Origin of the sequence: Mycoplasmopsis glycophila (assembly GCF_900660605.1) — a bacterium.
GTDB classification, from domain to species: Bacteria; Bacillota_I; Bacilli_A; order Mycoplasmatales; family Metamycoplasmataceae; genus Mycoplasmopsis; species Mycoplasmopsis glycophila.
This window is the reverse complement of record NZ_LR215024.1, coordinates 306,557-324,014: the sequence shown is the minus strand read 5'-3', so window position 1 is coordinate 324,014 and position 17,458 is coordinate 306,557. Positions and strand designations below refer to the sequence as shown.

Genomic DNA, 17,458 nt, shown 5'->3' with positions numbered 1-17,458 from the left:
AAAAATTGTTTTAAACCTTAATACAAGGCTTAAAAGAGTTAAATGAAAAGAAAAAACAAACACATTAAGCCTTTGTTTGTTTTTAATTATTTATCGCTTTTTAGGTAACCTTTTCTTAAGGCATCTAAAAGCACTTCTGTCATTGTACGAGCTGAATGACGATCTTTAACTTTGTTAAAGAAGTAAATATAAGCAAGAAGCTGATCTGATCAGTAGTTTGAATAATATGTGCTTGATGATCTATTACCTTGAATAAATTCAGCGTTATATCATCCCTTATTAAACCAACCATTTAAGGCACCCATTGTCTTATATCATTTTGGTAAATATTCGTTAAATTTACTATACTGTATTTTAGCTTCATCAAAAGCAGATGTAGCCCCTCTATTAATTATCGCTTGCACATCAGCGCCAATAGCATTTCAGAACTTACCGCTATCATATCCAACCGAAGCACCAATAAATCATAAGAAAGTGGTATACATTCTAAATAATGCTTTATATTCATCGGTTCGCTTGTAGTATGTTTGATATGAAGAATCATATTCATTATTAGTTACTCTACGGAAAAGTTCACTATAAATAGGTTTAAAGAATGCTTTAAAGAACACTTCTGCTTTTCCTACAACACTGAAAATACTTACGTCAAAATCAAATCCTAATGACTCTGAATTGGGATCTTTTGGTTTTAACAATGCATTGTAGATCAATTTATACATACCGGTTGTTTTTTCTAAATTAAATGATCCACTATATCCATTGTTTGTTGAACGATATGAAAATTCTGAAGCATCAAAAAGACGGTTGATTAATTTAACATAATTTTTATTTCCGATTGCAGCAATTAAATTCTCAATAAGTTTTGTTTTATCAAGAATTTTACTTAATGAAATATTTTTAGGGTTTTTATCTGATGTAATGATTGATAAAGCACCTTTTTTAATCGCTTCTAAAAAGGCTTCCCCTGGGTTAGCTGCTTGCTCAAAGTCTGTGTTTTGTAGATTTTTATAAATGTTTTCAAAAACTGTATTAAACTCACTTGAATTTACGATGGTACGAAGCCCGCCTTTTAATACTGCAGTAAATAAGGCGTGATCGTTTTCTAAAGAAAGATTTCAATTTGATTCAATAAGTTTTTTAAGAACAATTCTTGCCAATCCACCGAAGAACTCATCTGTGTTTTCGTTTGAATTAATAATTTCTACAATTCAACCTTTAAGATTTGTTTTAAGTGAATCAAGCGAGCTTGAAGTAGGTTTGTTTAAAAGAGCATTTAAAGCTCCATATCAAGAATTTTTAGCTAAATAAGCTTGTGGACGGTCTAAAACATCGTCTACCATTAACTGTAAAGCTTTTTTAAGCTTATCATTCTTAATGAAACGAACAATTGTTTTATTAATAAGTTCTTTATTAGATTCTTCTGTTTCATTAAAGACTAAACCAGCTAAATTAAGGTCTTGAACAATTTGAGTTAACTTGTCATCTTGAGTTAGTAATTTTGAAATAACTTCTTTTAAAATTTGTTTTACAGCTTCTTTATGTGAAACTTCATTTCCGTTTAAACTAGATGAACCAATTACTAAATTATCACTTAAGAATTTCTTGAAAGTAGAATATTCAGTTAATTGTAAACTTGCGAAAATATTATTTTTAATTTTAGTTACCATCTCATCAAGCGACTGACCAGGTTGCTTGATGATTTGAACTAAAACATCTAACAGGTTATCTAAAATACCAAGACGATCAATTCCAGCATAAAGATTATTAGCAAGAATTGTGACATAATTGTTAATTAAGTCATTTTTTTGAACACCAAGAAAATCAAAGAACTTATGAATAATGTACTCTGTGTTAATTTTAAATGAGTTTGTTTTAAGTGAACCAAGCAAGAATTCTTTCATGTCTGATTTAAATTGAGTTTCATTGCTTGGTATTACAAGATACTTACGAAGCACATTAGCAAGTGTGGTTTCGTTTGCAAGGGCTTCGTGGTTATTTAAAACATAACCAACTAAATTATTAATTAAACTTGCTGTTTCTGGCACTTTAATAAACTCATTAATAATATTTGAAAATACTTGTACACCTTGGTTTTGTCTATTATCAACAAAGTTAGCTAAAATGAAACCTTGACTTTCGCTTGGGATTTGCTCTCAAATCATTTGACCAAAGTCAATTTTCTTAATAATAAAATCAACAATATTCTTAATAAATACCTTGAATGTTTCGTTATTATTACGTACTGTTTCTGAATTTAAAGCTGTTCTTAATAAAATAAGAATTCTAGTTTCCATTAAATTCAGATCACCTACAACATAATTTTTAAAACTATCTCCAAGAACTTGGAAAAGACTAGCAAAATCTGCATTGATACCACTATTTTCAAGTTGCTCAAAAAGCTTATTGAGCATTGGGTCAATCAACTGCACGTTTTGATCAATTTCAGCAATTAATGAGAAGAAACTTCCAAAAAGACTAGCTCCATTTGTTTCATTAATGTTGTTTAGAATTTCTGGGTATTCTGAATTTTTAATTGCATAGTAAGCGAATTTTCCAAGTAATTTGCTTGCTTTTTCGTCACTACCAACATAACCAAGAAGTTCTTTAACCAAAGTAATTAATTCTTGGTTAAATTCATGATTACTAAATAAAATTTTAAGTAAATCATTATAGCTATTTGCTGATTTGAAATCATCAAAATGATTAATAACGTGTTCAGCTAATTTAATAGCAACTTTCTGCACATTTTGACTTTTTAGAATCGATTTAATTGCATCTGCAAATTCATCATTAGCAATGTTGTATGGAACAAGAAAATCTAAATTAACTAGTGAAACAATTTTGTCAATATGTTTTTCACTACTAAAAATATTTACGATTAAACTTTTAGCAATTTTGTTTCAAGTTTCTTGGTTTTTTGAAACATTTGTTGAAAGATTAATAAATTGTTTTACCAGTTCAAAGTTATTTGCTAGATCTAATGAATTTCAAATATTAGTTCCTATATTAGAAACAAATTCATCAATTGTGTTTGTACTTTGAATTGTTTGAATTAAAGCATCAAACACACTGTTATAAGCACCACTTTGTTCAATTCAATTTCCTCAATCATTAAGAACATCTTGAACTAATTTTTCTTTATTGGCAATTTCTAAAATTCCAGCATCAAGTCCTTCAATATTTAAGAATTTGAAAATAACTGAATTTACAAATTGTGCTAAATTGCTAATTTGCTTGCTTTCATTACGGGTAATTTGAATAATGAGTTTGTGTAATTTAGCTTTTATATTCGCCACAAATGATTCATTATTAATAAAGTGTTTAAGAATTAAATATGGATTCTTATAGTTACTTAAAAAGTCTAAATTAGGCTCATTTAAGAAACTTTCTAAAACTGAATCTAGAAGTTCATATAAAATGTCTTGATCTAAAATGTCTTTGAAAACATTAATTAAGTGTTTTTTAGCTTCAATTGTTAAAATTGGACTATTAATTTGATTAATTAAAGGAGAAATTCATTCAATAATATAATCACGTCCTGAATCGTTTGGACCAATATGTAACCCTTTAATTAAAGCAACTAAAACTTTTTTAAGGGTAGATTTATTTGTGCTAATTGCTTCTAATTTGTAAATTTTATTTGCAATTTCAATAAAGCTATCACTAAATTCAGTTTCAAGAATTGTTTTAACAAGATTTGGAATATTTTGAATTGTTTGTTCAAGTTCTTCTTTTGAACTTGCGTGATCTTGAATTTCTTTAAAGACACGTTCAATAATTTGTTCAAAAACATTTAAGTTAGCTAGAAAATCACTACCTTCTTTTGCTAAATCTTCAATGAGTTTTTGTACATCGCTAGTTGTAGTATCAACGTGGAAAGTATTTAAAGTTCTTGTTAAAAGTGATTTAAAGACATTGTTGATTTCTTCATGTTTTAAAATAAATCTTATTAATCCAACTAAATTATTCTTAAACTCTTCAAATTTGATGTTTTGAAGTGTGATTTGTAATAATTCACCTACAGACCGAACATTTTGATATGAGCTAATGTTAGTGATAATTGAATTTAAAGTATCAAAGAAAACATTTTTAAATTCACTTGAACCAACAACACTTTTTACTAAAATATCTAATTTTTCAACTTCAATGTACTGCGAAAGTGTTTCGAGAGCACTATTTGGTAATTTATTAAGAAGCGATTCATTAGCTATGATTTTCTTAATTTGCTCATATGAATTTTCTAAAATCTTAAGTAGAGCAGATTTATTGTTGTTTAATAATTTTGATGTTGATAAAGCGCGAATTAATTCAAGAACTTTTTGCTCTAAATTGTCTTTGCTTAAGTTTTCTTTAAGGGCTGCAAATAAATTTTGAATAATTGATAAAGTTTGAATTTCATAACCATTTGTTGCAAGTTCTTTGACTAGAGTATCATAAGCTACACTTGATAAACCAAGTACATTATCAACTACAAAATAAGCATCTAAAAGATTTTCTGAAATAGAATCAAGTTCTGTTTCAGTAAGACCAGCCACATATGGTTTGAACCCTTCACTTTTTAGTGCGTTTTTAATAGTTGAAACTACAAAATTCTTTGTTTTGTCGCTTTGCAAGAAATTATTAAGAATCTCAATTGCTTTTGGTTTAAGAGTAGTAACAACATCATTTTGGCTAAAGATAGCTTTAACTAAATCATTATAGCTATTAGCATCTTTATAAGCGTTACGATCTTTAACTAATTCAGTAATTACTAAACTCGAAATTTCCTGAAGTAAGCTTCCTAAATCATTATCGTTGTAGATGTTTTTAAGAAGCTCTTTCGCTTCGCTTGTGGTTAAACCAATTTTTGTAGAAATAGAACTTAAAGTAGCATCATTAATACCATCAATTAACTCTGCAACTTTGTTATTTGTTAAATATGTATTTAAAGCATTTGTTGCAAGTTCTTTTAAAATAGCTTCGTTTTCAGGTTTGAAAAGCCGACTATTAAGAAGAGATTTGATAAGTGAATAATCATTTAAATCAAAAAGCGAAGTAAGATTTGCTTTGAATTTCTCTACAAAAGTACTTCAATTTACAACATCTTCCATTTTAAAGACTTCAATTATTTTATTAATAATTTTTTGACTTAAAGGACTTGAAGTGTTATAAGTAAGAGTGTTAAGAATTGTTAAACGTAAATCACCAATAAAACTATCATTAAGTTCTGAAGTAATAAGATTATTTTCTTTTAAGAAGTTAGTAAGTAATTTATTAAATGTTTGATCAAAAGCTTCGCTTTCTAAAAATTGATGAACAAAACCTAAAAAAGCTTCTTTATTAGTTTCAACAAAATTTGTTGCTTTTAAAATATTGAAAATAGCATCTTCGGGTTTGAAAAGAGGTTTTTCAAGTTCACTAATTAATAAATTATCATTATTAATTAAAGCAAGAATAAAACTTTCAACTAATTTTAAAAGATTTTGATTATCTAGAGCAAAATTAACTGTAGCTAAAATTGTCTCTTTATCAAGATATTTGGCTATTTTTTCATCAAGCTCGATTTTGTCAACTAACTGATTTGCTAAATTACGAAGTTTATCTTTAGTACTTTCTAAACTTAATAAGTGACTTATAAATTTAGAAATAAGCTCTTTATTTTCTGTAAAGATAGGTGATTTTAAAAGTGTGATAACTTTTGCTTTTATTTTTTCAAGATCGTATTCACCATTTGTTTGAATACTTTCTAAAACTTTATTAAGTAATTTTGAAGGAATACCTTGCGCAAAAGTAACTATGTCTTCTTGTGATTTCATTTCATCAAGAATTTGAATCATATAATCTAATGTTGAATCTCAAATTCCTAAATCCACAATTAGCTTTTTAATGTTGGTTGCTGTGATGTGAGCAAAAGAATTTGTAGCATTAACGTTTGCTCTATAAAATTCTTGGAAATTATCTTGAATTAATTTGACAATAATTCTTTCAAGAATTAATTGACTGTTTTCTGAATCGAAAATACCATTAATTAATGCTTTAAGGTCATCTTTAAACGAACTTAAATCAAGAATTGATAATAATTTTTGAGCAAAGTCATTTCAATTTGTAAGGTTTGCTTCTTTGAATTCGTTTCAATGATCAAGCACTTTATTAAGACTTGATTCAACGATATTTTGGAATGAAGTATTTTTAACAACTTCGAAAAGTAAAATTGCTAAATTCTCGTTTGCTACATATTTATTAATTTCAGTAAGAAGATTTGTTGGTAATGAATTAATAAATGACTTGATTTCTTCTTTTTCAATAGTTCTAAAAATATAAGTTCCAACGTTTGAAATAATTTTTTTGAAAACAATTTTACTATCGCTATCTAATGTAGTTTGATCAAGGAAGTGTTTGAAAATCTTGAAACTTGTTTCATTTAAATTAACTGACTTAATTGCTTCCTTAAGACTCTCAAGTACAAAAGGTAGAATTTGTTTAAGGTTAGTTTCATTTGATTTAGCAAAATTTTCCAGTCCTTTATATAAGGCATTAACAAGATCTAATTCTTTAATAGCAAATTTAGCTGTCGGAATTGCCCCTTGTAAAACTTGCTCAAGTTGTTCAAGAGCAATACCTTCAAAAGCGAACTTAATTGATTCATTGGTTTTTAAAAATTCAGCAAGAACTTTAACTAAAGTAAAATCAACAGTGTCATTTTCTAAAACTAAATCATTAAATAATGTCACAACATTAGTTTTAACTTGAGCTAAATATTCAGGATTTCTCACAAAAGCTAAAAGAAGCTCAAGAGGTGATTCTCAAGTTTTAATAGCTGCTGTATTAAAATCAAAAAGAGTATCTAAAGTTGGTTTTAAAAATTCTTTGAAGTGTTCATTTGTTAAAAGTTTTGTAACTAACGAGATTAAATTCTCTTTGCTAATTACATTTACAAAATTACTTTCATCAAACGGAATTGCATTTAATCAATTTGTTAACTCGTCATGCTGAACAATTTGATCAAATAAATGCATTAAGAACGCAACAAGCGCGTCTTTATCACTTTCGGTTCAAGAAGTAATTTTTTCTAATAAAAACTTACTAAATTCTAGAATTGAAAAATCACTAATTAGTGGCTGCGCTATTGCTTTAACATTACTTAAAATTTCATCTAAATTAGAGCTTTGTTCAATTGCTTCGAAAAGAGAGTCAACTACTCTTGTGATTAAATTAGTGTTTTTCGCATAAATTAAAGCTGTTTCAATTAACTCGCTTGCAATCGCTTCATGGTTAGGTAAATCTAAATCAATTTGATTTTGTTTTGCAAAATAATTAATAAGTTGCAATAAAGTTAAACTATATTTTTTATTTTGTAAAACTTCTAAAACAATTGGTTTTAAAGGAATTAGGACATTTTCTTTAAAGTTAGGTAAAGCAAAAATAGTATCAAAGATTTCTTTTGGTGTACTTTTGTTAGTTAAAGTTTCAGTTCACTGCGGATTTGAAATTAAAATACTTAAAATGTTTTTAAATAAACTTGAAGTATCTGATAAAAGAATTACATCTTTAAGAAGTAATTCAACTTCTCCTGGATTGATGTAATCTGAATTATTTTCAAGAAAAGGACGAATAGATGTAATAAATAATTCGTCAATTAAGTTGCTTGTAGCAAATCTCTCAAAAGCTTTAGTTAAAACTTCAACTCATGCTTCAGAGTTAGTTTGAATAATTTCTAAACCAATAATTTTCTTGATAAAACCAAAAACATCAGGTTTAACTTTTTGTGCAACTACATCAATTAATTTTGATGGAATTTCTTTAAGTTTTTCAACAAATTCTTCTGTAGTGTCTGTTTTAGTGGCTTCACTTAATCCTTCAAATAATTTATCAACAACTGTTGGCATAAAATCTAATTCTTTAAATAAACTAATTAGACCTGTTGAGAGATCCGAAATTAGTTTTTGATGAATTTGTGCATTAGGATCTAATTCTAAATTCTCAAAGACTTTAATTAAACTTAATCTGATTAATTCTTGAATTTTTGGATCATTTAAAAGTGATACGATAAGTTGCTTAATTGGATCTTCAATTTCGTTAATATCAATTTTTTGAAGGATAAATCTAATAATTTCTTGTGGATTTTCAAAATCAATATGAGCTGATTCAAGCTCATCTAAACTATTAATTAATTTATCAAGAAAATAATTGATGATTGTCTTAAATTCAGGATTACGCGAAATATTAGTAATAAGTTCTTGGAAATTTTGGTAGCCAATATACTCATCAATTGAACCTTTAATTGAATCAGGTAAAACTTTTTCGATAAGTAATGCTAAATTAATATTTTCTGATTGAAGGAAATTATTAACAATTGTTTTAATAATATCTTTATTTGTTTGAACTTGTTCTGGAGTTTGGTTTGCTGTAATTGATCTTGAAAGCAGTTTAATAACTTTAAAAATATTTTCTGATTGACCAAAGTGAGCTTTAGCTGCTTCACCAATGCTTTTGGTTACTAAATCATTAATTTGATCTGGTTCAATGCTTGGGAAACCTGAAATAAATTGAGCAATAAATTCTTGCGCTAAATCAAAAAGACCATGATCAAAGTTTTTATCATTAAGGTTGTCGATAAAATTACCAAAAAGATGTCTGAAATCAGCTTTTTCTTGTTCATTAAGAAGTAATTTGTTTTGAGCAAGAAGATTGGTTACTAATTCAATAATAAAGTTTTTGATTGAAGGAACTTCAATTACCTTTTTAACAATTTTTTTTGCATATTTTGCTAATTTAACAGCAAATTCTGAACGATATTCTGAAAGGTCAATTGTTCCATTTCAATTAGGATCAACAATAAAGGCATTAAGAACTTCTCTAATTGAGCTTACTTGTTCAAAATTTGAACTATTAATTACAAAAGTTTCTAAAACTAAAGTTAAGACACCAATAAAGTTGCTATCAAAGTCATTTGTTTGATTGTCAAAAACGATTGAACGAATTAATGCTTTAAATTCTTCTGAAGATAGACCTAAAGTGTTTGAAACTGATTCAGGAGTAGCACTAACAACTAAATCAATAATTTTATCGGCATGAATTCTTAAAGTGTTAAGAGCAAGTTCTGGTAAAACGACTTTAAAGTCGTCTTTATAGACATTCACAAGTTTACTTTTTGCTATCGCATTAATTAAGTTAAAAATGTATTCAGTTTTTAATGCACCATCTTTAATAGCATCAAAAAGTGTATTTAAATTAAGTTTGTTTTGAGCGTTAAGACTTCTTAAGTTTGATTGAATGTTGAAAATAATATTTTGAATTACATTTGAATCAAAAATTTCTTGAATAAGGTTCTCGATAACTAATTCACCATCAACTTCACGGTAAAGTAATTCACGTAATTTTTGTTCAGGATCAATATTTAAATAATAACGATTAGTTATTAAAATATTAAAAACACTAAGTGCAAGTGTTTTGAAAGAACTTGCAAGTTCAATAATTCGGTTTGAGAAGTTTCTTGGAGTTCTTAAAACATCAAGTTCTTTTTCAAACTCATTTTCTTTATTTAAATATGTCGAAGTATTTCAACCTAAAATATCAAGCGGATTTGCATTAGGTTCAATTTGATAATTAGTTGTATTACGATCTGAATTAATAAAATCTTGATCAAAATCATAATTTTCAGAACCATATGAACTTAAATCCAATTTTGAATTGGTAATTTTTAAATAAATATCCATTGCCATTTTTTTATAAGCTCTGGTGTTTGGATGAATATCGATTAAAATAGAACTTAATTCATCATAATGTTTATTTCAATAATTTGGATTGTATGCGTTAACATAGTTAATTCCATATTTAGACGCAACTTCCATAAGGTTATCATTTAAAACAGAAATAACAGTATCTGTAATACTTAATTTAAGTTTGTCTCCAACAAGATCTAAAAAAGCTTTATCAAAAATATCTTTTAAACCTAAAAAAGGAGTAGGATAACTAACTAAATTAATGTGAGCATTTGGAGCTAAATTTTTAAGTTGACTGATAAAAGTAGCTAAACGCTTTTTCACTTCAGGAACGACAGAAGCATAAATTGAATTAACAAATTCAGCTGCTTTTTGGTATGAAGGATTATCACTTGTTAAATTTTCAATGATTTCAAAAACATTATTTTTACGAAGTTCATCAAAGATTAAGTAGAAAAAGTCATTAGCACCTAATGTAAATGTAATCAAATTAGCATTAGCTAAATTTACTAATAATTCTTCTTTTACTTTTGAATTTTTGCCATATTTAGTTATTAAACTATTACTATCTAATTTGCTTTTGCTATCATATTGAATTTCTAAAAAATTAATTCAATCTAGAATAGTTGAACCAGAAACAGCATAATTTTTGAACTGAGCTATTCTTGATTTTTGATTTAAGATGTTAGCTAAAAATGAAGGGTATGAAGCTCCAGTGATTTCTCCATTTGATAAAAGTTCACCTGGATAATCTTTTGGAAGTGCACCATCAAATCCTGCGGTTATTGAATCCCCGATTGCTACATAGTTGATTTTTTCATTACTTTTAATAATTTGATGAGTTTCAGAAACTTTTCTTTCTGTAGAATAAGAGATCGAAATATCAGAAATTGAAGTTGTTCAATCACTGTCTGAATAATCTTGATTTGTACTTGTTGTTAAGTTAGTAGGTAATTTTTCTGTTGTAGTAGTATTTTTCTTTTCAATTACAACATTACCATTATCAGCACTAATAGGTTTTGAAGAACCTGGTGCCGCACAAGAAGCAGCTAAAGTTGTAGAACCAAAGAATGCTAAAATTCCAACAAGTAAATTATTTGATTTTTTCATAATAAATCCCTTGCTTTTTAAAATAAAAAAGCTGTCCTTTCATATCTTCAAAATCATTTTAATATATATAAAATATATATTAAATACTTTTTGCTTTTATGTTTAAATAAATCATACCAAAAACTCAAATAAAAAAGAAATTTAAAAAACAGCCCAAAATAACCAAAAAGTTAATTTTTGTGCTGTTTTTATGCTTAAAAATAATTTTTTGTATAATTCTCATTTTTATTCAAATATTGTTTGGAATATTTTTTGCTTTTTATTCTATTTAATAGTGATATTTTGATAAGGTTCTTTAGTTTTTATCACAATAAATTTTTCCTTCGGAAATTTAGCGCTTAAAAGTTTTTGCATGTGAAATGCAAACACTTCCTCATCAAGATGTGGTACTTCTAAAATGTTAATATTTAACTCTTTAAAATTGATTCAATCACTTCAACGAAAATCACTTGTAATAATTAAATCTGTGTTATTAAAATGTAAATCATTAATTTGACCAATGTATCCGCTACCACTTAAAATTGCTATTCTAGGGAAAGTTTTATCTCAAAAACTTTGTTTGACATTTGTTCTAAATGACTCAAAACCTAGTCTTTTGTTAAATAATTTAGTCAAGTTGTTAATTGTAAAAGGATATCCTTCTAGCTCTGCTGAAAATTTTTGAGAATCTGTTTTAACATAGTCTTCTAAACCTAAAAATTTAGCTATTTGGTATGAAGTTCCTTTGCTATCGCAATCATAATTCGTGTGCATTGCAAAAGCTGTAATTTGATGCTCTTTTAATAATTTATGAAGTTCTAGTTTATAAGGTGATTTTTCTTTTTCTGCTTGTTTTGTGGCCTCAAAATAAAAAGGGTGGTGTGTTAAAATCAAATTACAATCATTTTGAATTGCGGCCTGAATAGTTTCTGATGTAAGATCAATTGCTAAAATTACACCTCTTAATTTTTTTGCTTGATTAAACTTAACACTGTAACCTGAAGGATCTCAAATTTCCTTATTTTCAAGTGGATACATCTCGTTTAATCCTTTAATAAAATCCTTTAATTTCATAGTACTAATCCTTTAATATTTTCTTTTGCTAATTTTGTAATTATAATACATTTTATATAAAAATAAAGGCCTTGAAGGCCTTTAGTTTTTTAAATAATCTTTAAGGTTCGCACCATGTTTTGGGTTATTTTTAAGTTTTCTTAAAATTTTATTTTCAATTTGACGAACTCTTTCCTTTGAAACACCACCTCTTTCTTTAGCTAGTTCTTCAAGTGTGTGAATTCTATAACGGTTACCTTCAGGGTCAACGCCGATACCAAATCTTTTTCTAATAAGTTCTTTGTCTTCTGGTGCTTCTAATGTATCTTCAATAATTTCGTGAAGAATTTCAGCAAGCTCTTCTTGTGAAGCATAATCAATAGGAGAAACGATGTTTTCATCTTTAACAAAGTCACTAAAACTTGAATCATTTTCTTTTCCAACTTGTTTATCAAGCGAAATTGGATCGATATTGATTTTTCTAATGTATCTAACTTTGTCAGCTGTGTAACCATCTCCAAAACGTTCAGCAATTTGATCGTCAGTTGGTTCATAACCTAATTCTTGTTGTAATTCTCTTTCGATTTTTGAAATTTTATTGATAGTTTCAACCATGTGCACAGGCACACGAATTGTTCTGGCTTGATCAGCAACTGCACGAGTGATTGCTTGTCTAATTCATCAAGTTGCATAAGTTGAGAACTTAAACCCTTTATTAACATCGTATTTTTGAACTGCCTTTAAAATTCCTGCATTTCCTTCTGAAATTAAGTCAATAAAAGTTAATCCTCTATTTTTATATTTTTTAGCATTATTAATAACTAAACGTAAATTACGTTGGATAAGTTTGTCACGAGCTCTTTTTCCTCTAAAACCACCTTTTTCCATTTGTTTAGCTAATTCTTTTTCTTCTTCAATTGTTAAAAGTTCACCATATTTCCCAATTCATCTCATGTATCATTTAACAATATCATTAGTTTCTGTTAATTTATTTGAAAGTGATTGTTTTTCTTTTTCTTCCCCAAGATCAACATCACTATCAAAATCAAGAGATAAATTATCTAGATCTAAATCTAGTTCATCTTCGTCAAAAAAGCTATCTTCTAATTTATCCTCGTCATCTTCGTTGTCTTCATCACTATCTTCATCATCTTCGTTGTCAGGATCGGGTGCCAAGTAGTCTTCTTCATTAAAATCATCTTCAATACCATCTTCATCAACAAAGTCATCGTCATCATCTTGAAAATCAGGTAAATTTTCAATTTCATCTAAATATTCTTCATCATCAAGCTCTTCTTCGTCTTTTTCTTGAGCTTTACTTTCTTTACTGTTTTTAGAAGATTTTTTAGAACTATTTTTCTTTACTTCGTTTTCTAATTCTTCTTCACTTATGAAATCATCATCTCCATAGTCAACACTATCAAGAATAATATCAGCGTCCATTAATGCAACTATAAATTCGTCAATATTGTCTTCGTCAACTGAAAGACCTTTTTTATCTAAAATTTTAAAAACTTCTTCTTGTGTAAAAAAGTCCTTTTTCTTTTTCTCTAATTCTTTTTTTAAGAAATTTATGATAGATTCGAATGCATGCATATTATTCTCCTTCATTTCGTTTTTTATTCGCTTTAATTCTTATTTTTTTATTTTTAAGGCTTTGCAGTAACGTTAATTGTTTTCTTTTTTCAAGTACTTCGTGCAAGACTAAATTAGTTTGTTTTTCTCTTTGTTTTAAACAATAATCAACATAAGGTCTTAAATAAAAAGTAATTTGATTATCTGAAATATTTATATTATTAAAAAATTCATCAAAAGCTTGTTCCTCTACCTGATCTAGCGGAGCGCCTTTAAGTATTTTATCAAGTTCTTGTTTAGGTATGGCTTGAAAAATTGATTCTTTGATTTTAGAAATAATTGCTTCTCTCAAAGATGGGGTTTGACTATTTATATTTTCGTAATATTCTTCTATGTTTAAAAAAATATCTAAATCGTCAGCTAAAAGAGCATAAATTGCATCTTTGCTTTCATTTTCAATCAATGATTCATAAATTCTTGGGAATTTGATAAGGTATATTAAAAGAGTGAAATTAAGAGGTTTATGAAGCTTTTCTGCGACACTAGCTATGATGCTTTTACTTACTTTTTTAGCATACTTTTGATCAAGTTCAGTCTTAAAGTAGTATTGATCAAAATGACTAGGAGCCTCGTTTAAAACATAATCAGGAATTTCATTTGGAACTAGTTCATCTTGTATTTGTTTATTTACAAAAAGAAGCTTATAATTGGTCTCTTTGTAAAATTTCTCTGCAATATAATTTTGAATTTCATCAGAAGAGTAACTAAAAATTCTAATTAATTCATTTGCGGCTTTTTGAACTAAATCGAAATCAATATGATCTAATAAATTAAATTTCCGTAAAAGGAAGTCATAGATAAAATCAACTGCTGATTTTTTATTTTGTAAAATTTCAAGAAGCTTTTCTTTTCCTTCGTTTTGTAAAATTTCATCAGGATCTTTAGATAAATGATTAATAATTATCTTCACATTAGAAATATTAGCTTTAAAAAGAATTTCAATTGATTTAAAAGTTGCTTCTTGACCTGCATTATCATTATCTAAAAATAAATTTACTTCATATTTTTTTAATAAACGAATATGTTTTTGAGTTAAAGCTGTGCCCATTAAACCAACAACATTAAAAATCTCGGCTTTATAAAGCGCGATAACATCCATAAAGCCTTCAACAATAATAATTGATTTTTTAGCTTGAATTTCATTTTTGGCATTATGGTAGTTATAAAGTAATTCAGATTTTTTAAAAAGATGCGTTTCTGGTGAATTAATATATTTAGCTTGAGAGTTGTTAAGTGCACGAGCACTAAAACCTACAATGTCTCCATACTCATTTCTAATCCCGAAAGTGATTCTATCTCAAAATAATTGACGCAAATCGGAATTTAATAAACCTGCTTCAATGAGTTGTTTTTCTGAAATATTAGATTTTTCAAAATAAGTAATTAATGAATTGTTTTTAGCATAACCAATATCAAATTGATTACGAATGCTAATATCATCTAATTTACGCTTATTTAAATAATCTTTTGCACTTTTAGAGGTTAAAACTTTGGTTTTGAAAAAATTATTAGCAAGCGAAAGGGTTTCGATGATTTCTAAATCTTGTTCATTATACTTTGAAATGTTACTTTTTTTATAACTTTCAAAATCAAAATCAATATTTAGTTTTTGAGCTAAAAATTCTATTGCTTCAATGAACGAATAACCTTTCATTTTCGTCAGAAAAGTTACTACATTTCCGCTTTCATTACAAGCAAAACACTTGTAGATTTGTTTAGCCTCATTAACAGTGAAGCTTGGGGTATTATCTTGGTGAAAAGGGCAAAGACCAATATAGTTATTTCCTCTTTTTTGTAATGATAAAAATTCAGAAATAACATCAACTATATTAGATTGTTTTTGAATTGAATTAATAAATTCTTTTGGGATGAAATTGCTCATATTTCACCTTTCTGAAAAAATTATTTTTTCAAGTAATTAGAAAGTTCATCAATAGAAACACGAATTTGTTCCATTGTGTCTCTATTTCTTAAAGTTACCTTGTTGTCTTCTAGTGTGTCATAATCAACAGTTAAACAATAAAATGTTCCAATCGAATCTTGACGACGATATCTTTTTCCAATTGAACCTGCTTCATCATAAGTTGATGAAATACCCTTATCAATTAGTTGCTTGAAAATTTCTTTAGATTTATCCCCTAATTTTTTAACCAAAGGAAGTACAGCCACTTTGTATGGAGCAATATCGTAAGGAAACTTCATTACAATTCTTGTTTCATTTTCAACTTCGTCTTCTTGGTAACAATTAGTGATAACAGCAAGCATAAGACGATCTAATCCAATGCTTGGTTCAATTACATATGGAACTAATTTAGAATTTGTTTGAGGATCTAAATATTCAAGTGATTCGTTGGTTGCAGCCATGTGACTCTTAAGGTCATAATCAGTTCTATTTGCAACACCAAGAAGTTCACCTCATCCAAATGGGAATTGGAATTCAATGTCACTTGTTCCAGCTGAATAGTGTGCTAACTCTTCTTTTTCGTGAGCTCTAATTCTAATGTTATCTTTTGTAATTCCTAATTTAAGCGCAAAGTTATAAGCTTTATTAACATAGTAATAAAATCAATCAGCAGCTTCTTCAGGTTTAGTGAAAAATTCTAATTCCATTTGCTCAAATTCTCTTGTTCTAAAAATGAAATTTCCTGGAGTTACTTCATTTCTAAAACTTTTACCGATTTGACCAATACCAAAAGGCAGTTTAGCTCTTGTTGTTCTTAAAACGTTTTTAAAGTTAACAAAAATACCTTGTGCAGTTTCTGGTCTTAAGTAAACTTTTGCTTTTGAATCTTCGGTCACACCTTGTTTTGTTTCAAACATCAAATTAAATTGTTTAATTTCAGTTCATTCAGTTTTTGAACCTTCATATTCTTTAATATTTTCAACAACAAAATCTCTCATCTCATCAAAAGACATTTTTTCAGGAATTAAATCAGGGTTAATTTCTTGAATAAGTTTATCTGCACGATATCTTTTACCATTTACTTTATTTTCAATTAAAGGATCACTAAAATTTCCAACGTGACCACTTGTTACTCAAACTTGTGGGTTCATTAAAATTTTTGAATCAATTAAAAAGTTATTTGGTTCTTTTAGAATGAATTCTTTTTTTCATTCGCTTGCAATATTATCTTTTAAAAGTGAACCTAAAGGTCCATAATCTCAAGTGTTAGCAAGTCCTCCATAAATCTCACTACCTTGAAAAACAAATCCAGAATTTTTTAAGTGGTTTACCACATCTTGCATTTTCTCTTTATTTAGCATGGTATAAATTTTATCATTTTTTCTTTATTTATTTAATAAATAAAGTGAGTTTATCCATTTATGAAAAAAAGAGATAAAAAGAAAAATCCTTTTACCCCTAATATTTGCGATCATTAATTCTTTTTACTATGACAAGCTCTACATCTTGCTTCGTATTCAGAATCTCCTAAAAGATGTCTCTCTTTTGAAGCGATCTTACGATATGACATATTTGCTTGCCCTCTACATTGCATACAAACTGCTTTGAGCTTTAGAATTTGATCTGCCTGTGCTAAAAGTTCAGAAACAGTATCAAAACTTTTACCCTCGAAGTCCATATCCAAACCAGAAACTAAAACTCTAATTCCTTTATTCAAAAGTTTTACAATTTCTACTGTGATAGATTTATCGAAAAAGTGAGCTTCATCAAAAGCTACAGCTTGACAATCTTTTTGGATAAACTGTCAAATATCCTTTGAATTTTGAATCGAAATAGCTTTAATATGTGAACCAGTTCTCGAAACAATTTCGTCTTCTGAAAAGCGAACATCAAAGTGAGGTTTGAAAACTATTGTCTCAACTCCAGCTATCTTTCAAATTTTAATTCGTTTAATTAGTTCAGCGCTTTTACCAGCAAACATAGGACCAGTAATTACTTCTAAAGAACCTTTAGGATATTTGTAAAACATATTTATAACCTCTCACTTAAAATAATTTGAATTTTTTGTTAAATTAAT

Annotated in this window: 6 protein-coding genes; all 6 read right to left on the bottom strand. The window is 27.6% G+C overall.

Annotated elements, in window-relative coordinates:
• Positions 1–86 precede the first annotated feature (86 nt).
• A complete protein-coding gene (locus tag EXC46_RS01190) occupies positions 87–10,811 on the bottom strand; it encodes an SGNH/GDSL hydrolase family protein (RefSeq protein WP_027333659.1) in 10,725 nt (3,574 codons plus the stop codon).
• Between the two features lie 264 nt (positions 10,812–11,075).
• On the bottom strand, positions 11,076–11,864 hold the full coding sequence (locus EXC46_RS01185) for a Nif3-like dinuclear metal center hexameric protein (protein ID WP_027333660.1): 789 nt from the start codon (positions 11,862–11,864) through the stop codon (positions 11,076–11,078).
• Positions 11,865–11,945: 81 nt separating this feature from the next.
• The gene (locus EXC46_RS01180) at positions 11,946–13,439 is read right to left on the bottom strand and encodes an RNA polymerase sigma factor (RefSeq protein ID WP_318024000.1); all 1,494 of its coding nucleotides are present in this window, start codon (positions 13,437–13,439) and stop codon (positions 11,946–11,948) included.
• A gap of 1 nt (position 13,440) precedes the next feature.
• Entirely contained in the window at positions 13,441–15,360 is a 1,920-nt protein-coding gene (gene dnaG / locus EXC46_RS01175) for a DNA primase (protein WP_129622113.1), read from the bottom strand.
• A 20-nt stretch (positions 15,361–15,380) separates the two neighbouring features.
• Positions 15,381–16,742: a glycine--tRNA ligase gene (locus EXC46_RS01170; protein WP_027333662.1), complete on the bottom strand. Its 1,362-nt coding sequence runs from the start codon at positions 16,740–16,742 to the stop codon at positions 15,381–15,383.
• A 113-nt stretch (positions 16,743–16,855) separates the two neighbouring features.
• Positions 16,856–17,410: a thymidine kinase gene (locus tag EXC46_RS01165; RefSeq protein ID WP_027333663.1), complete on the bottom strand. Its 555-nt coding sequence runs from the start codon at positions 17,408–17,410 to the stop codon at positions 16,856–16,858.
• Positions 17,411–17,458 lie beyond the last annotated feature (48 nt).